The 19,679-nt window shown below is 73.8% G+C and carries 14 protein-coding genes and 6 pseudogenes; 9 read left to right on the top strand and 11 right to left on the bottom strand.

Annotated features, from left to right (window positions below; translation table 11 throughout):
- Nucleotides 1-44: 44 nt before the first annotated feature.
- From glmM to rplM, 3 pseudogenes are all read right to left on the bottom strand, one after another.
- A pseudogene (gene glmM, locus MF408_RS15040) lies at nucleotides 45-1,402 on the bottom strand (phosphoglucosamine mutase).
- A gap of 20 nt (nucleotides 1,403-1,422) precedes the next feature.
- Nucleotides 1,423-1,934, bottom strand: a pseudogene (rpsI, locus tag MF408_RS15035) (30S ribosomal protein S9).
- Nucleotides 1,935-1,968: 34 nt separating this feature from the next.
- Nucleotides 1,969-2,413 (bottom strand): annotated as a pseudogene (gene rplM, locus MF408_RS15030) (50S ribosomal protein L13).
- A gap of 254 nt (nucleotides 2,414-2,667) precedes the next feature.
- On the opposite strand from rplM, the gene MF408_RS15025 reads away from it, so the two are divergent.
- Complete coding sequence (locus MF408_RS15025) at nucleotides 2,668-3,417, top strand: bile acid:sodium symporter (protein ID WP_240248377.1); 750 nt, start codon at nucleotides 2,668-2,670, stop codon at nucleotides 3,415-3,417.
- Between the two features lie 87 nt (nucleotides 3,418-3,504).
- Here MF408_RS15025 and MF408_RS15020 read toward each other — a convergent pair whose 3' ends face one another.
- Nucleotides 3,505-5,574: an acyltransferase family protein gene (locus MF408_RS15020; RefSeq protein ID WP_240248376.1), complete on the bottom strand. Its 2,070-nt coding sequence runs from the start codon at nucleotides 5,572-5,574 to the stop codon at nucleotides 3,505-3,507.
- Nucleotides 5,575-5,655: 81 nt separating this feature from the next.
- Between MF408_RS15020 and MF408_RS15015 the strand changes: the two genes are divergently transcribed.
- The 4 genes from MF408_RS15015 (at nucleotide 5,656) to MF408_RS15000 (ending at nucleotide 10,639) form a co-directional block, all read left to right on the top strand.
- Complete coding sequence (locus MF408_RS15015) at nucleotides 5,656-6,942, top strand: citrate synthase (RefSeq protein WP_240248375.1); 1,287 nt, start codon at nucleotides 5,656-5,658, stop codon at nucleotides 6,940-6,942.
- Nucleotides 6,943-6,980: 38 nt separating this feature from the next.
- Entirely contained in the window at nucleotides 6,981-7,586 is a 606-nt protein-coding gene (locus MF408_RS15010; protein WP_240248374.1) for an HAD family phosphatase, read from the top strand.
- Between the two features lie 60 nt (nucleotides 7,587-7,646).
- Nucleotides 7,647-9,269 carry a long-chain-fatty-acid--CoA ligase gene (locus tag MF408_RS15005; RefSeq protein ID WP_240248373.1) on the top strand — a complete coding sequence of 541 codons (1,623 nt, stop codon included), beginning with the start codon at nucleotides 7,647-7,649 and terminating at the stop codon, nucleotides 9,267-9,269.
- A 155-nt stretch (nucleotides 9,270-9,424) separates the two neighbouring features.
- Nucleotides 9,425-10,639, top strand: coding sequence for a trypsin-like peptidase domain-containing protein (locus tag MF408_RS15000; protein WP_240248372.1), 1,215 nt, complete (start codon nucleotides 9,425-9,427; stop codon nucleotides 10,637-10,639).
- Nucleotides 10,640-10,825: 186 nt separating this feature from the next.
- Here MF408_RS15000 and MF408_RS14995 read toward each other — a convergent pair whose 3' ends face one another.
- Nucleotides 10,826-11,920 (bottom strand): GNAT family N-acetyltransferase, encoded by a 1,095-nt coding sequence (locus tag MF408_RS14995; RefSeq protein ID WP_240248371.1) that lies wholly within the window; start codon nucleotides 11,918-11,920, stop codon nucleotides 10,826-10,828.
- Nucleotides 11,917-12,546, bottom strand: a complete 630-nt coding sequence (locus MF408_RS14990) for a hypothetical protein (protein ID WP_240248370.1) — start codon at nucleotides 12,544-12,546, stop codon at nucleotides 11,917-11,919. Before MF408_RS14990 ends, MF408_RS14995 begins: the two co-directional genes overlap by 4 nt.
- Before the next feature lie 79 nt (nucleotides 12,547-12,625).
- Between MF408_RS14990 and MF408_RS14985 the strand changes: the two genes are divergently transcribed.
- Nucleotides 12,626-13,024: a hypothetical protein gene (locus MF408_RS14985; RefSeq protein ID WP_240248369.1), complete on the top strand. Its 399-nt coding sequence runs from the start codon at nucleotides 12,626-12,628 to the stop codon at nucleotides 13,022-13,024.
- Here the strand turns inward: MF408_RS14985 and MF408_RS14980 are convergent.
- Complete coding sequence (locus MF408_RS14980) at nucleotides 12,970-14,664, bottom strand: ATP-binding cassette domain-containing protein (protein WP_240248368.1); 1,695 nt, start codon at nucleotides 14,662-14,664, stop codon at nucleotides 12,970-12,972. The two genes, MF408_RS14985 and MF408_RS14980, sit on opposite strands and share 55 nt — an antisense overlap.
- A 187-nt stretch (nucleotides 14,665-14,851) precedes the next feature.
- Here MF408_RS14980 and MF408_RS14975 point away from each other — a divergent pair, with 187 nt between their 5' ends.
- The 3 genes and pseudogenes from MF408_RS14975 to MF408_RS14965 form a co-directional block, all read left to right on the top strand.
- On the top strand, nucleotides 14,852-15,280 hold the full coding sequence (locus tag MF408_RS14975; protein ID WP_240248367.1) for a hypothetical protein: 429 nt from the start codon (nucleotides 14,852-14,854) through the stop codon (nucleotides 15,278-15,280).
- Nucleotides 15,277-15,507, top strand: a pseudogene (locus MF408_RS14970) (amino acid permease); the annotation flags it as partial. The gene MF408_RS14975 and the pseudogene MF408_RS14970, both read left to right, overlap by 4 nt.
- A pseudogene (locus MF408_RS14965) lies at nucleotides 15,503-15,913 on the top strand (amino acid permease); the annotation flags it as partial. The pseudogenes MF408_RS14970 and MF408_RS14965, both read left to right, overlap by 5 nt.
- 143 nt (nucleotides 15,914-16,056) lie before the next feature.
- On the opposite strand, the gene MF408_RS14960 reads toward MF408_RS14965, so the two are convergent.
- From MF408_RS14960 to truA, 4 genes and pseudogenes are all read right to left on the bottom strand, one after another.
- Entirely contained in the window at nucleotides 16,057-16,998 is a 942-nt protein-coding gene (locus MF408_RS14960; protein WP_240248366.1) for a PLP-dependent aminotransferase family protein, read from the bottom strand.
- Nucleotides 16,999-17,342: 344 nt separating this feature from the next.
- Nucleotides 17,343-17,438, bottom strand: a pseudogene (locus tag MF408_RS14955) (GntR family transcriptional regulator); the annotation flags it as partial.
- A 106-nt stretch (nucleotides 17,439-17,544) separates the two neighbouring features.
- A complete protein-coding gene (locus tag MF408_RS14950; protein WP_240248365.1) occupies nucleotides 17,545-18,189 on the bottom strand; it encodes an SIMPL domain-containing protein in 645 nt (214 codons plus the stop codon).
- Between the two features lie 16 nt (nucleotides 18,190-18,205).
- A complete protein-coding gene (gene truA, locus MF408_RS26940; RefSeq protein WP_345893739.1) occupies nucleotides 18,206-19,660 on the bottom strand; it encodes a tRNA pseudouridine(38-40) synthase TruA in 1,455 nt (484 codons plus the stop codon).
- Between the last annotated feature and the right edge of the window lie 19 nt (nucleotides 19,661-19,679).

Below are 19,679 nucleotides of genomic sequence, written 5' to 3'. Positions count from 1 at the left end.
GCCCCCGAACCCTTCCAGAGCCGCGGCGGAGCCGGGCAGCCGGGTCAGAGCGACAGGCGGGTGCGTACGACGTCGGCCAGGCTCCCGGCCACCGTCGCGGCCTGCTCGGCGGTGGGCGCCTCGACCATCACCCGCACCAGCGGCTCGGTGCCGGAGGGGCGGAGCAGCACCCGGCCGGCGCCGGCGAGGTCGGCCTCCGCGGCGGCGACCGCCGCGACCACCTCGGCGTCGTCGCAGCGGGCCTTGTCGACGTCCGGGACGTTGACCAGCACCTGGGGGAGGCGGGTCATCACCGACGCCAGCTCCTGCAGGCTCCGACCGGTGGTGACCATCCGCTCCATCACGTGCAGCGCGGTCAGGAGCCCGTCGCCGGTGGTGGCGTGCTCGCGCATGATCACGTGCCCGGACTGCTCCCCCGCCGAGGGTGTAGCCGCCGGCGCGCATGTCCTCGAGGACGTAGCGGTCGCCCACGGCGGTCTGCCGGACCCGCACGCCCGCGGCGGTCATCGCCTGCACCAGGCCGAGGTTGCTCATCACGGTCGCGACGAGGGTGTCGTCGACCAGCCGCCCCTTCTCCTGGAGGGCGAGGGGCGAGGATCGCCATGATCTGGTCGCCGTCGACGACCTCGCCGGTGTGGTCGACCGCCAGGCACCGGTCGGCGTCGCCGTCGACGGCGAACCCGGCGTCCGCGCCGTGCTCGAGGACGGCCTGCTGCAGCGGCCCGAGGTGGGTCGAGCCGTAGCCGTCGTTGATGTTGAGCCCGTCGGGCTCGGCGCCGATCGCGACCACGGTGGCGCCGGCGTCGGCCAGCGCCTTCGGCCCGACCTCGCTCGCGGCCCCGTGGGCGCAGTCGAGGACGACCTTGAGCCCGGCCAGCGGCTTGTCGAGCGTGCGCACCAGGTGGGCGGCGTACTCGTCGACCGTCGGGCCGTACGGCGTCACCCGGCCCACGTCGGCCCCGGTCGGCCGGTCCCACTCCTGCCCGAGGTGCGCCTCGATCTCGCGCTCCAGCGCGTCGTCGAGCTTGACGCCGCCGCGGGCGAGGAACTTGATGCCGTTGTCGGGCATCGGGTTGTGGGACGCCGAGATGACCACGCCGACGTCGGCGCCAAGGGCGTCGGTGAAGTGGGCGACGCCCGGGGTCGGCAGCACCCGCAGCCGGAGCACGTCGACACCCGCCGAGGCGAGGCCGGCGACGACGGCGTGCTCGAGGAACTGCCCGGAGATCCGGGTGTCGCGCCCTACCACGGCCAGCGGCCGGGGCCGGCCGCTGCCGTAGGCGAGGTCGTCCTGGTGCTCGACGAGCACCCGCGCAGCGGCGACGCCGAGGCCCAGGGCCAGCTCCGAGGTCAGTGACCCGTTCGCCAGACCCCGGACCCCGTCGGTGCCGAAGATCCGCACCCGCGAAGACCCGCGGCGGATCAGCGCTTCGAGTACTGCGGCGCCTTGCGGGCCTTCTTCAGGCCCGCCTTCTTGCGCTCGGTCGCCCGCGCGTCGCGGGTGAGCAGGCCGGCCTTCTTCAGCGTCGGCCGGTTGGCCTCCACGTCGACCGCGTTGAGCGCACGGGCCACGCCGAGCCGCAGCGCACCGGCCTGGCCGGTGATGCCGCCGCCGTGGATGCGGGCGATGATGTCGAAGCGGCCCTCGAGGCCGAGCGCGGCGAGCGGCTCGTTGACGACCTGCTGGTGCAGCTTGTTGGGGAAGTACGACTCGAGGGTCCGGCCGTTGATGGTCCAGACGCCGGTGCCCGGGACGATCCGGACGCGGGCGACGGCCTCCTTGCGGCGGCCGGTCGCTCCGGCGGGGGCGATGGTCGCCGGCCGGGCGTCGGCGCCGGCGGCGGACGGCGAGCTCTGCTGGTGTAGGCGAGGCCCTGCTCGTCGGTCTCGTAGGTCTCGCCGGCCTCGGCGTTGTCGGTGGTGGTGTCAGCCACGGTGTTCCTCAGATCCTTCGCTTCGGTCGTTCAGTCACTGGGAGATCTTGGAGATCTCGTAGGGGACGGCCTGCTGGGCCTGGTGCGGGTGGGCCGGGCCGGCGTAGACCTTGAGCTTCTTCAGCATCTGACGGCCGAGCTTGTTCTTGGGGAGCATGCCCCAGACGGCCTTCTCGACGGCCTTGCGGGCGTCCTTGTCGAGGACCTCGCCGATCGGGGTGGCGGTCAGACCACCGGGGAACCCGGAGTGGCGGTAGACCATCTTCCGGTCCCGCTTGTTGCCGGTGAGGGGCGACCTTCTCGGCGTTGACGACGATGACGTAGTCACCGGTGTCGACGTTGGGGGCGAAGATCGGCTTGTGCTTGCCGCGCAGCAGGTTGGCGGTGGTGGCGGCGAGCCGGCCGAGGACGACGTCGGTCGCGTCGATCACGAGCCACTGGCGCTCGATGTCGCCGGGCTTCGGGGCGTAGGTGCGCATGGCGCGTTGCCTCTCTGGTCGTTCGTTGGGTCCGGCCGGAGGTGTCCGGCCGGGTGGTGCCACGTCGACTGACGAACTCGGCCCGGCCCACCGCACCCCGCCTCACGGCGGTGCGACAGCGATCCGGGACTGCCCCCGACTCCCCGCGGAGCGGAACCCGTCCGGCGGAAGTGGGAGCGGCAGAAGACGCGATCGACAAGACTACGGGCGGCGTACCAAACCGGTCAAAACGCTGCAACCCCGCAGGAGGGGCCATGGACTCCGCTCTCGTGTCGGTCGGGCTTCCGGCCGCCCTGGCCGTCGTCATGCTCGGTCTCGGGCTCACCCTCACCGTGGACGACTTCCGGCGGGTCGGCCGCTCGCCGCGACCGGTCGCGGTCGCCCTCGCCGCCCAGCTGGTCGTGCTGCCGCTGCTGTGCTTCGGGCTGGTGGTGCTGCTCGACCTCGACCCGCTGCTCGCCGTGGGGATGATGCTGCTCGCGGCCTCGCCGGGCGGCACGACGGCCAACCTGTTCAGCCACCTGTTCCGCGGCGACGTGGCGCTCAACATCACCCTGACCGCGGTCAACTCGGTGATCGCGGTGGCGACGCTCCCGCTCGTCGTCAACCTCGCGGTGGCGTACTTCGACCCGGCGGGGGCCGGCGACATCGGGCTGCAGCTCGGCAAGGCGCTCCAGGTCTTCGCGATCGTGCTGGTGCCGGTCGCGATCGGCATGGCGGTACGGCGGACGGCGCCGCGGGCCGCCGAGCGCGCGGACCGCCCGGTGCGGGTGCTCTCCGCGGTCGTGCTCGCCCTGGTCATCGTGGGCGCCCTCGTCGCGGAGCGCGACAACCTGCGCGAGTACTTCACCGACATCGGCGTCGCGGCGACGCTGTTCTGCGCGTGCAGCCTGGCGCTCGGGTACGCCCTCCCCGCGCCGCCGGCGTCGGCGACCGGCAGGCGCTCGCGTCGGCGTTCGAGGTCGGCATCCACAACAGCACGCTGGCCATCGCCGTCGCGGTGAGCGTGCTCGACAACGAGACCCTCGCGGTGCCGGCGGCGGTCTACGGCGTGCTGATGTTCCCGCTCGCGCTCGTCGCCGGGCTGCTGCTCACCTCAGCAGGCCGGTCTCCTGGACCAGCCGCCACAGCCGGTCACGGCGAGCGACCAGGACCTCGGGGGTGAGGTGGTTGACGTTGCGCCACACGACCTTCCCGCCCAGCACCGGCAGGCAGACCGGCGCGTCCGGGCAGTACACCGGCGTCGGGTCGATCGCCGCGACCCGGTCGTCGCCGATCGCGAGCGACTCGTAGATCGCGTCCTCCGCCGGCCGGTCCGGCGGCTGGACCACCGTGCAGTCCCGGAGCCGCTCGGCCTCGGCCAGGCAGCGCAGCGGGTCCGGCCCCGACGGCCCCCAGCCCTCGGTGCCCATCGACGTCTTGAGGAACAGCACGCTGGCGCCGGCGCGCTGGACCAGGTCGACCGTGCTCCGCGTCGTCCGGGCCAGCAGCTCCTTGGCGTCCTCGTTGGTGACGCCGTCGGCGGCGACCGGCACGCCGTGGAAGCGCTTCTCGGTCCGCGCGGCGCTGGCGAAGACGACGAGGTCGGGCTCCATCGCCGGCAGCGTGCGGTCGTAGAACCCGTCGCGGGCCTCGTCGCACGCCTCGTCGTTGCCGGCCTTGCGCGTGACGCCGTCCTGGAAGATGCAGCTCGCCTCGGCGCTGATCGAGAACCGCCACCCGTGGTCCTCGGCGAGCGCCGCGAACGCGTCGGTCCACATCCGGGCGTGGCTGTCGCCGACCAGCACCACGTGCGGGCCGTCCCCGTCGACCACGAGGCAGTCCTCGGGGGCGTCGGGGGTGCAGTGGCCGCGCATCCCGCGGTCCGCGCGCACCGCCTCGAGGTCGACGTCGGGCACCTTGCGGTCGAGGCGGTCGTCGAGGGCCCGCTGCTCGGCCACCTGGCCGGCCCGGTCGCTCGCGTCGGCGGCCAGCAGCACCGACGGCGTGCGGTCGGCCCCCAGCACGGGGTTCACCACGACCAGCGCGGCGAGCAGGCTCACGGCGCCGCCGACGGCGACCGTCCGCCACTTGTAGGGGTGCAGCCGCGGCGCCTTGCGGATCGGCGACTCGAGCAGCTCGTAGGACAGGCTCGCGATGCTCGTCGCCAGGCAGATCGTGATCACGGCGACGACCGACGGCCGCACGGTCGTGTACTCGGTGAGCAGGATGACGATCGGCCAGTGGTAGAGGTAGGTCCCGTAGGAGATCCGGCCGAGGTGGACCGGGACCGACCACGACGTCACCTTGGTGAGCACGAACCGCGGCGCGGCGAAGAGGCCGAGGACCAGGGCGGTGGCGAGCGCGGTCGCGACGATGTTGCGGGTCGAGTTGCTCATCGAGATCAGCTCGGTGCCGAGCACCAGGTAGCCGACCGCACCGACGCTGGCGAGCACCGGCCCGGCACGCCGCCAGTCGACGTTGCCCTGCTCGTCGCGGCCGCGGGCGAACTGCCGGACCGCCAGCGCCGCGAGCGCGCCGGCAACGATCTGGAACACCCGGGTGTCGGTCGCGAAGTAGGCCCGGTCGGGGTCGACCTGGGCGGTGATGACCTGCGAGGCCAGCGACAGGACGAACACCCCTGCCAGCACCGCGAGCAGCACGCCGCGGCGGCGCGGCGCGAGCTTGAGGCACAGCAGCACGACCAGCGGGAAGAGGATGTAGTACTGCTCCTCCACCGACAGCGACCAGTAGTGCATGAACGGCGACGAGGCCACGTCGGCGGCGAAGTAGTCGGTGGAGTCGGCGATCATCTGCCAGTTGGCGAGGTAGACCAGCGCCGCCTGCGCGTGCCGCACGAAGTCGAGCCGCTCGGTCTGCGCGTGGGTCAGCAGCATCACCACCGACGTGGCGAGGATCGCGACGACCGCCGCCGGGAGCAGCCGTCGTACCCGCCGGGAGTAGAAGCCGCCGAGGTCCAGCCGTCCCGTGCGCTCGACCTCCGCCATCACCACGTGGGCGACGAGGAAGCCGGAGAGCACGAAGAACAGGTCGAGCGCGATGAACATGCTGCCCGCGCCTGCTGCTTGCGCGTGGAAGAAGACGATCGCGAGCATCGCGAAGCCGCGGAGGCCGTCGAGCTCGGGGTGGTAGGAGAACGAGGACTGGATAGGGCGCACCATCGCCCCGCGACGCTATCAACCCGCTCGCTGGTCGGGACACCGGCTTACCGGCCCGCGAGAGCGGCGACTACGGTGAGGGGGGTGACTGACTCTCTCACCGTACGCGACAACCGCACCGGCGCGGAGTACGACATCCCGATCACCGACGGCACCATCCGAGCGGCCGACATCGGGAAGATCAAGGCCGACGACGACCCCGGCCTGGCTGTGTACGACCCCGGTTTCGTCAACACCGCCTCCTGCCGGAGCTCCGTGACCTACATCGACGGCGAGGCCGGCATCCTCGAGTACCGGGGCTACCCCATCGAGCAGCTGGCGGAGAAGTCCAGCTTCCTCGAGGTCGCCTACCTCCTCATCCACGGCTCGCTCCCCACCAAGGAGGAGTACGACGCCTGGGTGCACGAGATCACCTACCACACGTTCGTGCACGAGAACGTGAAGAGCTTCATGCAGGGCTTCCGCTACGACGCGCACCCGATGGGGATGCTGATGGCGTCGGTGGGGGCCCTGTCGACGTTCTACCCCGATGCGCGCAACATCGGCGACGCGGACAACCGGCACATCCAGATCGTCCGGATGATCGCGAAGATGCCCACCCTGGGCGCCTGGTCGTTCCGCCACGCGCAGGGCAAGCCGTACGTCTACCCCGACAACGACCTGACCTACACCGAGAACTTCCTCTCGATGCTCTTCAAGATGAGCGAGACGAAGTACGCCGCCGACCCGCGGATCGCCAAGGCCCTCGACGTGCTGTTCATCCTGCACGCCGACCACGAGCAGAACTGCTCGACCAACGCCGTCCGCTCCGTCGGCTCCTCGCAGGTCGACCCGTACTCCGCGGTCGCGGCCGGCATCGCCGCCCTCTACGGCCCGCTCCACGGCGGGGCCAACGAGGCCGTGCTGAAGATGCTGCGCCGGATCGGCTCGAAGGAGAACATCCCCGCCTTCATCGAGGGCGTGAAGGCCGGCAACGAGCGGCTGATGGGCTTCGGCCACCGCGTCTACAAGAACTACGACCCGCGGGCCAAGATCATCAAGAAGGCCTGCGACGACGTCTTCGAGGTCACCGGCGTCAACCCGCTGCTCGAGGTGGCGCAGGAGCTGGAGAAGATCGCGCTCGAGGACGAGTACTTCGTCAAGCGCAAGCTCTACCCCAACGTCGACTTCTACTCCGGTCTCATCTACGAGGCGCTCGAGTTCCCGCCGGAGATGTTCACCGTGCTGTTCGCCATCGGGCGCACGCCCGGCTGGCTCGCGCAGTGGCTCGAGCTCGTGCAGGACAAGGAGCAGAAGATCGCCCGCCCGAAGCAGATCTACACGGGCGAGCGCACGCTCGACTTCGTCCCGGCCGAGGAGCGCTGGGCCTGAGCACCGCGACCGACTCCTCGACGACCCCGGCCACCTCTGTGGCCGGGGTCGTCTGGGACCTGGGCAACGTCCTCGTCGAGTGGGAGCCGCTCGCGGCCGTCGCCGCCGGCGTCGGGGAGACGGAGGCGCGCCGGTTCCTCGCCGAGTTCGACTTCGGCACCTGGAACGCCGGTTGCGACGCCGGACGGGAGTGGAGCGACGCGCTGGCCGAGCTGGAGCGCGACCACCCCGAGTGGCTCCCCCACGGCCGCGCCTACCACGCGAACTTCGCCGCCTCGCTGACCGGCGAGGTGCCGGGCACCGTCGACCTCGTACGGCGGCTGAAGGCGGCCGGCGTGCCGCAGTGCGGGCTCACCAACTGGTCGCACGAGCTCTACCACGCGCACGCGACCGCGCGGTTCCCGTTCCTGGCCGACCTGCTCGACCACGTGGTCGTGTCGGGGACCGAGCGGATCGCCAAGCCGGACCCGCGCATCTACCGGCTGGCCGCCGAGCGCAGCGGCCTCCCGCTCGAGCGGCTGGTCTTCGTCGACGACAAGGCCGCCAACGTGGCGTCCGCGCAGCAGCTCGGCATGGCCGGCGTGGTGTTCACCGACGCCGAGCGGCTGGGCGACGAGCTGCGCGCACTAGGACTGCCCGTCTAGCACCGCCGGGCTTGGACCGGGTCGTTGTGCCGGTCTGTGATCTGGGCCACAATCGCCCCCGTGACCACCGCGACCACGGCCCCCAGGACCGGCAGCTGGCCCCCCGCGAACCCGCCCGCGCCGACGTACGTCGACGACCGGCTGGCCTACTGGGCGGAGGCGAACCCCGACGGCGAGGCGATGACCTACCTCGACCGCACCTGGACCTGGCGCCAGCTGCACGACCGGGTCCGCTGCGCGGCCGGCGGGCTCCGCGACCTCGGCGTCGCGCGCGGCGACGTGGTCGCCTTCCTCGACAAGAACCACCCGGCGTGCGTGGAGATCAGCCTCGCCGCGGGGTCGATCGGCGCGGCCAATGCCGTCGTCAACTGGCGGATGGCCGGCGACGAGGTCGACTACGTCGTCAACGACTCCGGCGCCAAGGTGCTGTTCGTCGGCACCGAGCTGATGCCCACCGTCGAGGCGATCCGCGACCGGCTCCCCCACGTGGAGCGGATCATCACGGTCACCCCCGACGGCGCCGACGGCGACGAGTACGAGGCGTTCCTCGCCGGGGCGCCCGCCTGCGACGACGGACCGGACGTGCTGGAGGACGACGTGTGCCTGGTCCTCTACTCCTCCGGCACCACCGGCCGGCCGAAGGGCGTGATGCTCACGCACCGCAACATGGTCGCCCACACGGTCAACGCCCACGACGGCTGGGAGTTCGGGCCGGACGCCAAGTCGCTGGTCGCGATGCCGCTGTTCCACGTCGGCGGGTCGTCGTACGTGCTCTTCGGGATCCACGACGGCATCCCCTCGATCATGACCCGCGAGCCCGACGCCGCGTCCCTGGCCGGCGCGATCATGCAGGGAGCCGACGCCGCGTTCCTGGTGCCGGCCGTGCTGGCGCAGGTGCTGCAGGCCGGCGGCGACGCGGTGAAGCTCTTCGGCGCGCTGCGCACCTACACCTACGGCGCCTCGCCGATGCCGCCGCCGCTGCTGCGCGCCGCGATGGAGGCCTGGCCCGACACCGACTTCATGCAGGTCTACGGGCTGACCGAGGTCGCCGGCGTGGCCACCCACCTGCTGCCCGAGGAGCACCGGACCGCGGAGGCGGAGGGCCACCCCGAACGGTTGCTCTCGGCCGGTCGCGCCCTCCCCGGCCTCGAGCTGCGGATCGTCGACCCCGCGACGTTCGAGGACCGCCCGACCGGCGAGCCCGGCGAGATCTGGATCCGCAGCGCGCAGGTGATGAAGGGCTACCTCGGGAAGCCCGAGGCGACGGCGGAGGTGATCACCGACGACGGCTGGTTCCGCACCGGCGACATCGGCCACCTCGACGCCGACGGCTACCTCTTCGTCTCCGACCGGATCAAGGACATGATCATCACCGGCGGCGAGAACGTGTACTCCCCCGAGGTCGAGCGGGTCCTCTCCGAGCACCCGGCCGTCCAGGAGTGCGCCGTCGTCGGCGTCCCCGACGACACCTGGGGCGAGGCGGTCAAGGCGTTCGTCGCGCTGAAGGAGGGCGCGTCGGCCACCGCGGAGGAGATCGTCGCGTTCTGCCGCGAGCGGCTCGCCCACTACAAGTGCCCGAAGTCGGTCGACCTGGTCCCCGCGCTGCCGCGCAACGCCACCGGGAAGATCCTCAAGCGCGACCTCCGCGCCCCGTTTTGGGACGGCCGGGAGCGCAGCGTCTGACCTCCGGCTCCGCGGGAGGTCTTGACCGAATTCCCCCGGATCGTCTAAGGGACTTCACAGGCAGCCGACGCACCGTGGTCGTATGACGACCATCGCCCCGCCGCCGTACCCGCCTCCGCCCAGCGCGCCGCCCGGACCTCTCGGGCCGCCTCCGGGTGGACCGCCAGCCGGCGCTCCGCCGTCGGCGCGCCCGGGGGCGCGCCCGGTTCGCCGCCGCGGTGCTCGCCGGCGCCCTCACCGTCGGCGGCGCCGCCGGGTTCGGCGGGGCGGCGCTCTGGTCGGCCGTCGACGACGACGCCCCGTCGGGCGGGGCGTCGAACCAGCCGCTGCGCGTCGCCGACGCGTCCGACTCCGACGACCCGGCGCCCGCCGGCAGCGTCGAGCAGGTCGCGGGCGCCGTGCTGCCCTCGGTGGTCGCGCTCGACGTCGCGGTGCCGGGCGCCGGCCCGGGCGGCGGCGGCTCCGGGGTCGTGCTCACCGAGGACGGGCTGATCCTGACCAACGACCACGTGGTGTCGCTCTCCGGCCAGCTCGACCCGGCCTCGGCCCAGGTGAGGGTGTCGTTCGCCGACGGCTCGACCGCCGAGGCGCAGGTCGTCGGCACCGACCCGCTCACCGACACGGCGCTGGTGCAGGCCGAGGGCGTCAGCGGGCTCACGCCGGTGACGATCGGCGAGTCGTCGAACCTCGACGTCGGCGAGCAGGTCGTCGCCGTCGGGTCGCCGTACGGCCTCGACGCGACCGTCACGAGCGGCATCGTCAGCGCGCTCGACCGCCCCGTCGAGGTCGCGCGCGACGAGCAGGGCAACACCACGGCGTACCCGGCGATCCAGACCGACGCGGCGATCAACCCCGGCAACAGCGGCGGCCCGCTGGTCGACATGGACGGTCACCTGGTCGGCATCAACGCCTCGATCCGCACCGCCGGCGAGGGCGCGGGTGCGGGCTCGATCGGGCTCGGGTTCGCCATCCCGATCGACGAGGTGATGCCGATCGTAGAGCAGCTCCGCAACGGCGAGACCCCGACCCACGCCCGGCTCGGCATCCAGGTCGACGACGCTGCCACCCGCGGCGCGGCCACCGAGGGCGCCGTGGTGGTCGACGTCGGCGACGGTACGGCGGCCGCCGACGCGGGCCTGCGCCCGGGCGACGTGATCACCCGCCTCGACGACCACGTCATCGACACCTCCGAGGCGCTGGTGGCGATCGTGCGCAGCTACCGCCCCGGCGACAGCGTCGAGGTCACCTACCTGCGTGGTGACGACGAGCGCACCACCGACCTCGAGCTCGGCTCCGACGCCCCCCTGACGCCGACCCGGCTCGTCTCCGCACCTGTAACCCGCCGACCCGGCCCGTCTCCGCACCTGTAACCCGCCGACCCGGCTCCTCTCCGCACCTCAAACCCGCCGACCCGGCCCGTTCCGGCACCTCAAACCCGCCGACCCGGCCCATTTCTGCATGTCTTTGTGCAGAGATGAGCCGGGTCGGCGCAATTTCGTGCGGAGATGAGCCGGGTCGGCCCCTTCACGGTGCGGAGATGAGCCGGGTCGGCCCTTTCACGATGCGGAGATGGGCCGGGTCGATCGGTCAGGGAGCTTCTTCTGCAGCGTGCCGGAGCGGGCGGTGGGGACGAAGCCCATCAGCTCGTTGATCGCGATCATGTGGTCGTTGACCTCGGCGTTCCAGGTGACCACCCGCCGGCCGGCGACCTCCTGGGGAGCACCGGCCTGCAGGGCGAGCAGGTTGGCGACCTTGACGGCGACGCCGAGCCGGTGGCCGCGGTGGGCGCGGTCGACGAGCGTGCCCCACTGGAAGACCCAGCGCCGGTCGGTGCCGGGGACGACCAGGTCGCTGTAGGCGACGACCCGGCCGGCCCGGTCGAGCGCGACCGTGTGCCAAGGCGTACGCCGCTGCTCGGCCAGCACCCGCTCCGCACTGCGGTGCGCCTCGACGTCGACCTTGTCGTTGGCCCGCTCGAGATCGCCCGTGGGGGCCTCGGTCGCGAGGGTGGACGAGAGCTCGAGGTAGGTCAGCACCAGGTCGTCGGGCACGGGGCCGGTCCAGCTGCGCAGCTCGTAGTCGGCGTGGTGGGGCGTCGCCTCCGCGGCCAGCGCACGCAGCCGCTCCTCGTCGGCCGGCAGGGGCAGCTCGCGCTGCACGTCGCCGAGCCCGAACGCGAAGCCGTGCACCCGGCCGAACTCGACGCCCGGGGTGCCCGCCCCGTCGGGCGGGCCGTCGCCCGGCCAGTCGGTCAACCCGGTGAGCACGGTGCGGCCGTGGTCGGCGCACACCCGCTCGACGTACGCGAGCACCTCCGACCCGTAGCCGCGGCGACGCCGGTCGGGCCGGACGGCGACGTAGATGTCGGCGTGGCCGAGGTTGTCGAGCTGCGGCAGGGTGATCCACCCGGTCGCGACCAGCTCGCCGTCGACGGTGCCGGTGAAGAGCAGCTCGTGTCGGTTCTTCGGCGGGTCCTGCACGGCCGCCAGCATCTCGGGCGCGGTCCACATCGCTGCCGCGTCGCCGATCTCGTTCTCCATGGCCTGCGTCGTCAGGTCCGTCCACGCGCGCACGAGGTCCTCGTCGAACGGGTCGACCGGCCCGACGGTGAGCCGCCCGGTGCGGGCCTCCTGCGTCGTCACCGCCGTCACCCGACCTTCTTCTGCAGCTCGCCGGCCCGGGCGGTGGGCACGAACCCCATCCGCTCGTTGATCGCGATCATGTGGTCGTTGACCTCGGCGTTCCACGTCACCAGCCGCCGGCCGGCGACGTCGGCCGTCGCCAGCAGGTTGCGCAGGTTGGCCACCTTGACCGCGAGCCCCAGCCGGTGGCCGCGGTGGGCGCGGGCGACCATCGTCCCCCACTGGTAGCACCGCTCGGGGTCGTGGCCGGGCACCATCACGTCGGTGTACGCCGCCACCGCGCCGTCGGCGTCGAGGGCCACGGTCGTGAACATGGTGCGGCCCATCTTGGCCATCACCGCTTCGGTGATGCGGTGCGCCTCGACGTCGATCGCCTCGTCCTCGTACTCGTTGTCGCCCGCCGGTGCCTCGGTGTTGAGGGTCGTGGCGACCTCGAGGTAGCCCAGCAGCAGCTCGTCGGGGACCGGCCCGGCCCAGCTGCGGAGCTCGTAGCCGGCAGTGTGCGGGGCGACCTCGGCCTCGATCTCGTCGAGCACCGCCGGGTCGACCGGGAGGACGACCTCGCGCTGCACGTCGCCGAGCCCGAACGCATACCCGTGCACGCGGCCGAACTCGACCCCCGGAGGTGCCGGCACCGTCGGCGGGGCCGTCGTAGGGCCAGGCGCACATCGCGTCGAACCGGGTCCGGCCGAGCTCGCGGGCGACCTGCTCGCAGTGCCGCAGCATCTGCGTGCCCAGCCCGTGCCGGCGGTGCTCGGGCAGCACGCTGACCTCGATGTCCGCCGAGGTGAGGTTGTCGAGCTGCGGGAGCACGATGTGGGCCGCGACCACCACCTCGCCGTCGACCGCGCCGGTCACCCGGATGGTGCGGCGGTCCTTGCGGTGCTCGCGCGCCGCGACCAGGGTCTCGGGGAGCGTCCAGGTGGTGGAGGCCGCACCCCGCTCGGCGACGTCGACGGTGTTGACGACGTGCAGCCACGCGGCGACGGCGTCGTCGTCGTACGGGTCGACCTCGTCGATCGCGAGCTGCGCCGCGGTGCCGGTGCTCGTGGTGGGGTTCATCGGACTCGTGCCACCCTTCCCTCATCCCACACCGGGGCGTCGGACTCGTAGACGTCGCCGTCGGCGCCGAAGACGACGAAGCGATCGAAGCCGCGCGCGAACCACCGGTCGTGGGTCACGGCGAGGACGGTGCCCTCGAACGCCGCGAGACCCTCCTCGAGCGCCTCGGCGGAGGCGACGTCGAGGTTGTCGGTCGGCTCGTCGAGCAGCAGCAGGGTCGCGCCGGACAGCTCGAGCAGCAGGATCTGGAACCGGGCCTGCTGGCCGCCGCTGAGCGACTCGAACCGCTGCTCGGCTGCCACGCTCAGCTCGTAGCGGTCGAGCACCCGGCTAGCCTGCTCGCGCCCCATGCCCTGCCGGCCGGTGGGCGTGCCGTCGCCGCGGTGGAGGATCTCCAGCAGCGTGCGCCCGACCAGCTCGGGGTGCTCGTGGGTCTGCACGAACCACCCGGGCCGCACCCGGGCGCCGAGCCGGGCCAGCCCGGTGTGGCGGACCGGGGAGACGACGACGTCGCCGACCGGCCGGTGCTCGACGTCGGGGTCGCTCCCGCCGCCGGCCAGCAGCCGGAGGAAGTGCGACTTGCCGGAGCCGTTGGAGCCGAGCACCGCGGCCCGCTCGCCGTACCAGACCTCGAGGTCGAACGGTCGCATCAGGCCGGTCAGCTCGAGGTCCTCGCAGACGACGGCGCGCTTGCCGGTGCGGCCGCCGGTGAGCCGCATCCGCACCTGCTGGTCGCGCGGCTGCTCGGTCGGCGGGCCGGCCTCCTCGAACTTCCGGAGCCGGGTCTGCGCGGCCTTGTACTGCGACGCGAGCCCGTCGTTGTAGGCCGCCTTGACCTTGTAGCGCTGCACGAGCGCCTTGAGCTTGGCGTGCTCCTCGTCCCAGCGGCGGCGCAGCTCCTCGAGGCGGGCGAACCGGTCGCGGCGGGCGTCGTGGTACGACGCGAAGCCGCCCGGGTGCGTCCACACCTGGTTGCCGGCCGCGCCGAGCTCGACGGTCACCACCCGGGTGGCGGTGTTGGCGAGCAGCTCGCGGTCGTGGCTGATGAAGAGGATCGTCTTCTCCGACGACGCGATCCGCTGCTCGAGCCAGATCTTGCCGGGGACGTCGAGGAAGTTGTCGGGCTCGTCGAGCAGCAGCACCTCGTCGGGGCCGGCGAGCAGGTACTCCAGCACGATCCGCTTCTGCTCACCGCCGGAGAGGGTGCGCAGCTCGCGGTACTTCGCGCGGTCGTAGGGCACGCCGAGCGCCTTCACCGTGCACACGTCCCAGGTGACCTCGAGGTCGTAGCCGCCGGCATCGGCGTACTCGCCGAGCGCCTCGGCGTACGCCAGCTGCCGCGCCTCGGAGTCGTCGTCCATCAGCGCCAGCTCGGTGCGCTCCACCCGGCGCGCCGCGTCGCGGATCCGCGCGGGAGCGAGAGCGAGGAGCAGGTCGGCCACCGTGGGGTCGTCCCCGAGGCCGCGGTCGACCATCTGCCGCATCACGCCGAGCCCGCCGGAGCGGACGACGGAGCCGGCGTGGGGCGTGAGCTCGCCGGTGATGATCCGGAGCAGGGTGGTCTTGCCCGCCCCGTTGGCCCCGACGAGGGCCACCTTGGCGCCGTCCCCCACACGGAACGACACGTCGTCGAGCAGCACCCGACCGTCGGGCAGCTCGAACCGGACGCCGGTGACCTCTACGTGACCCACAAGCGTCGATTGTCCGTCAGCCCCCGGGGATCCGCACCGGGTTTTCCGGTCGCAGCGAGGTCGTCAGGGTGAGAGTGAGCCATAGGTCACTCTCACCCTGACGACCTCCCGCAAGACCGGATTGGCCCACCCAACCAACCTCGGAATGGCGCAGCGGCCGGGCCGGTCTCACCGCGAGGATCGTCGGGTGACCACCACCGCACCGCCCGTCCCCGCCACCGCTCCCCGCCGCGGCCTCTCCGTGCCCCAGGGCGCGGCGCTCACCCTGGGGGCGGTGCTCGGCACCGGCGTGATCTCGCTGCCCGGCCTGGCCGCCGAGGCCGCAGGACCGGCGTCGCTCGTCGCCTGGCTGGGCCTCGTCGTCCTGTCGGTGCCGCTGGCGGCGACGTTCGCGGCGCTCGGCGCGCGCCACCCGGACGGCGGGGGGCGTCTCGACCTACGCCCGGCTCGCGTTCGGCGACCGGGCGTCGACGATGGTCGGCTGGAGCTTCTACCTCACGATCCCCGTCGGCGCGCCGGTCGCGTCCGGCTTCGCCGGCGCCTACGTCGCCGACGCCACCGGGGGGCGGCCGGCCGGCCGCGTTCGCGACCACGGCGGCCCTGGTCGTCGCGGTGACGGTCACCAACTACCTCGGCATCCAGGTCTCCGGCCACACCCAGCTCGTCGTCGCGGCGGCGATCGGCGTCCTGCTGCTGGTCGCGGTCGCCGTGTCGCTGCCGCACGCCGAGCTCGCCCGGCTGACCCCGTTCGCCCCGCACGGCTGGGGCGGGGTCGCGACGGCGGCCGCGTTGCTGGTGTGGGCGTTCGCCGGCTGGGAGGTCGTCAGCTCGCTGTCCGGTGAGTACGCCGACCCGGCCCGCGGCATCGCGCGCGCCACCGCCGTCGCGGTCGCGGTCATGGGGGGTGCTCTACCTCGGCATCGCGGTCGCGACGCTCCTCGCCCTCGGCCCGGAGCCGGGTGCGGCGCCCCTGGCCGACCTGCTGGTGCTGGGGTTCGGCGAGGTGGCGCGGCCGGTCACGGCGGCGGTCGCCGTGCTGCTGTCGCTGGGTGCGATGAACGCCTACTTCGCGGGCGCCGCGCGGCTCGGCGCGGCGCTCGCCCGCGACGGGTCGCTGCCCGGGTGGCTGGCCCAGGGGGCGACGGCGGGCGACACGCCGCGGCGTTCGCTCGGGGTGGTCTCCGGGCTGGCGCTGCTGACCACGGCGGTGCTGTGGGCCGGCGGGCTGCCGACCGACGCCACCATGCTGTTCACCACCGGCACGTTCACGCTGGTCTACGTGGTGGGCACCGCCGCGGCGGTGCGGCTGCTCCCCGCCCGGGTGGGCGCGCCGCAGCGCGGTGGTGTCGCTGACCGCGGCCCTGGGGCTGCTGGTGATGACCGGGTGGGCCGTCATCGGCTCGCTGGCGATCGCCGCCGCGGGCCTGGCGTGGTCGGTGACCCGCCGGCCCCGGCCAGCAGCCGCCCCAGCCGACGGATGCCTGGTCGCACCGACCCGGTGACGGTGGCGCCGAACCCGAGCACGAGTCCTTCTCGGATCCCCGGCCCGAGCGGCTGCAGCGCCTCGAGCTCCACCCCCTCGCGCGCCGCCGCGGCGACCACGGCGGCCGCGGCCACCGCGTCGTCGGTCAGGTGGGCGGCGACGTGGAGGCCGGCGGCCGACGGCACCACCGCCACCGGCAGCCGCGCGAGCTCCTCGAGCACCAGCGCCCGCCGCTCGGTGTAGACCCTCGTCGCCCGACGCACGTGCCGCGCGAGGAGTCCCTCGTCGATGAACCGGGCGAGCGCGGCCTGCAGGTGCGGCGGGCCGTAGCCGTCGGTGAGCTGCCGCGCCGCGAGCACCGCCGGGCGCAACGACGGCGGGCAGAGGAGGTAGCCGAGGCGCAGCGACGGGAGCAGCGACTTGGAGAACGTGCCGACGTAGATGACGTGGCCGGTCGGGTCGAGGCAGTGGAGCGTGTCGAGCGGCCGCGGCTCGTGCCGGAACTCGGAGTCGTAGTCGTCCTCGACCACCGCGGCGCCGTGGCGGGCGGCGTGGGCGAGCAGCTGTCGCCGGCGGCCGAGCGAGAGCGTGACGCCGAGCGGGAACTGGTGCGACGGCGTCGTGTAGACCAGCCGGGCGCCGGCCGGGATGCGGTCGACGACGATGCCCTCGCCGTCGACCGGCACCGGCACCACGCGGGCGCCGTGGGAGGCGAACAGGTCGGCGGCCACCCGGTAGCCCGGGTCCTCGACGGCGACGACGTCGCCGGGCGACAGGAGCACCCGGGCGACCAGGTCGAGGGCCTGCTGGGTGCCCTGGGTGACGACCACGTCGTCGGCGTCGACGTGCATCCCCCGCGCGTAGCCGAGGTGGCTCTCGCGATGCCCTCCCGCAGCCGCGGCAGGCCGGCGGGACCGACGTAGCCGCCGGGGTTGTGGTCGCGCAGCCGGCTCTCGGCGGCGAGCAGCCGCCGCCAGGTGTCGAAGGGGAACAGCGAGGCGTCGGGGATGCCGACCCGGAAGTCGTACGGCGGCACCGCGCGGTCGCCGCTCGTCGGCGCGGCCTCCCAGGTCCAGCCGGACCGGGGTCGCAGCGCGTCGACCGACCGCCGGCGCGGCTCGACGGCGACCGCGCTGACGAAGGTGCCGGCGCCGACCCGGGACTCCAGGAAGCCCTCGGCGACGAGCCGTTCGTAGACGGTCGCCACGGTGCCGCGCGCGACGCCCACGTCACGGGCCAGCTCGCGGCTCGAGGGCAGCCGGTCCCCGGCCGAGAGCCGGCCGTGGCGCACCGCGTCGCGCAGCGCCTCGTAGAGCGTCGCGGCGCGGTCGCGGCGACCGGTCAGGTCGACGGTGAGGTCCACGGCCCCAGCCTGCCGGACACCACCCCCAGGCGTCTCAGTCCGCGGCGAAGCGGGCGTCGACCGCGGCCGTCACCTCGATGTCGGCCGGGGCCAGCTCCAGCCCGCCGCCGTCCGCGGCGCCGGCGCGCAGCGCCACCGCCTCGGCCAGCGGCGCGGCACCCGGCGGGGCGAGCAGGCCCGCGTCGGCGACGGCGACCGGGCGGACCGTGCCGAGGCCGAGCGCGTCGGCGTACTCCTGCGCCCGGGCGACCGCGTCGCGCACCGCGCGCGCCCGGACCTCGCGCCCGAGCTCCTGCTCGCGCTCCTCGGTCAGCGCCCACTCGACGCCGAGCACCTCGAATCCGGCGGTCGCCCCGTGGCGGTCGACCCAGCGGGCGAGGGCGGCCGGGTCGGCCAGCTCGACCGCCACCTCGATCCGGGCGTGGTGCACGGGCGGCGGCCGGCTGCCGTCGGGCTGCCACGGCCGGTCGGCCCAGGTGCGGACGTGGCCGGTCGACCAGCGGGTCACGACCGCCCCGAGCTCCTGGACCGACGCCGTCACGACGGCGAGCTGGCGGACGACCCGGTCGTGGACCGGCTGCATCGCAGGGCCGTCGGCGGCGACCGCGGCGCGGACGGTGCCGCGGCCGGGCGGCTCGGCGGCCGAGGCCGTGCCGCGCACGAGGAGCTCGGTGCTCACCCGGCCACCGTAGCCGTCAGCCGGCCCGCGTGGTCTCCAGCACGCGGAACCCCTTGGCGCTCGCGTGGCGCCTCGTCGGCCAGCCCTGCTCGCCGAGCCACCGCTGCAGCGAGTCGGCGCCGAGGTTCCTGCCCACGACCAGCACCGCCCGGCCGCCCGGCTCGAGCCGCGGCAGCCAGGTGAGCAGCAGGTCGTGCAGGGCGGCCTTGCCGATCCGGATCGGCGGGTTGGACCAGATCTCGTCGAACGTCTCCCCCGCCGGCACCCGGTCGGGCGTCGTCGCCCGGTAGCGGTCGGCGACGCCGAGCGCCGCGGCGTTCTCCTCGGCGAGGAGGACCGCGCGCCGGTTGACGTCGACGGCGGTGACCCGCACGGCCGGCGACGCGACGCACGCCGCGAGCCCGATGACGCCATAGCCGCAGCCGAGGTCGAGCACGCTGCCCCGCTCGGGCGGGTCGGTCTCCCGGAACAGCACCGACGTGCCGATGTCGAGCCGGCCGTGGGCGAAGACGCCGGAGCCACTGGTGAGGACCAGCTCCTGGCCCCAGACCTCGCACCGCACCTCGGTGCGCTGGAACGGCGCGGTCGGGTCGGCGGAGAAGTAGTGCTCCTCGTCGGCCATCACGCCTCCTGCGGAGCGTCGGCGGGACCGCTCGCCGAGGCGGCCGGCACCGTCCGCCGGGCGCTGGTCTGCTCGACCCGGGCGGCCAGCCCGTCGTCGGCGGGGTAGGCGACCTCCTCCAGCGTCAGCCCGTGGGCGTGCACCACCGCGACGGCCGGGTCGCGCCTCCCGGCGGCGAGCACCTCGGCCGCCCACGCCGGCGCGCGCCGGCCCTCCCCCGACGGCGAGCAGGCACCCGACGAGGGCGCGGACCATCGAGTGGCAGAACGCGTCGGCGCGCACCGTGCCGACGGCGACGCCGTCGCGGTCGCGCGACCAAGAGAGGTCGAGCAGCGTGCGGATCGTGGTGGCGCCGGGCCGCTGCTTGCAGAACGCAGCGAAGTCGTGGAGCCCGACCAGCGGCGCGGCGGCGGCGTTCATCGCGTCGAGGTCGAGACGCCGCGGCCAGGCCAGCACGTGCCGCCGGTGCAGCGGGTCGACGGCAGCGGGGTCGTCGGCCACCCGGTAGGCGTAGCGCCGCCAGAGGGCGGCGAACCGGGCGTCGAAGCCCGCCGGTGCCGCGGTCACCCGCCGCACCCGTACGTCGGGGGGCAGCACGCCGTTGACCCTCCGCGCCAGCCGGTCGAGGTCGTCGGGCGGGTCGGCCACGTCGACGTGCGCGACCTGCCCGCGGGCGTGCACGCCGGCGTCGGTGCGGCCGGCGCACACCACCTGCACCTGCGTCGCCGGCACCCGGAGCACGGTGGCCAGCGCGGCGACGAGCTCGCCCTGCACGGTCCGCAGCCCCGGCTGCGCGGCCCAGCCGTGGAAGTCGGTGCCGTCGTAGGCGAGGTCGATCCGGAGCCGCACCCGTCCAGTCTCTCAGGGA

Source organism: Nocardioides sp. TF02-7, from assembly GCF_022437945.1.
Taxonomy (GTDB): domain Bacteria; phylum Actinomycetota; class Actinomycetes; order Propionibacteriales; family Nocardioidaceae; genus Nocardioides.
The sequence above is the reverse complement of the archived record's forward strand: the minus strand, read 5'-3'. Positions and strand labels throughout refer to the sequence as shown.

Bases quoted from the DNA above. Each gene is read 5' to 3' on its own strand.
- MF408_RS14960 (WP_240248366.1), bottom strand. From the start codon at position 16,998: ATGCACGTCGACGCCGACGACGTGGTCGTCACCCAGGGCACCCAGCAG.
- MF408_RS15025 (WP_240248377.1), top strand. From the start codon at position 2,668: ATGGACTCCGCTCTCGTGTCGGTCGGGCTTCCGGCCGCCCTGGCCGTC.
- MF408_RS15020 (WP_240248376.1), bottom strand. From the start codon at position 5,574: ATGGTGCGCCCTATCCAGTCCTCGTTCTCCTACCACCCCGAGCTCGAC.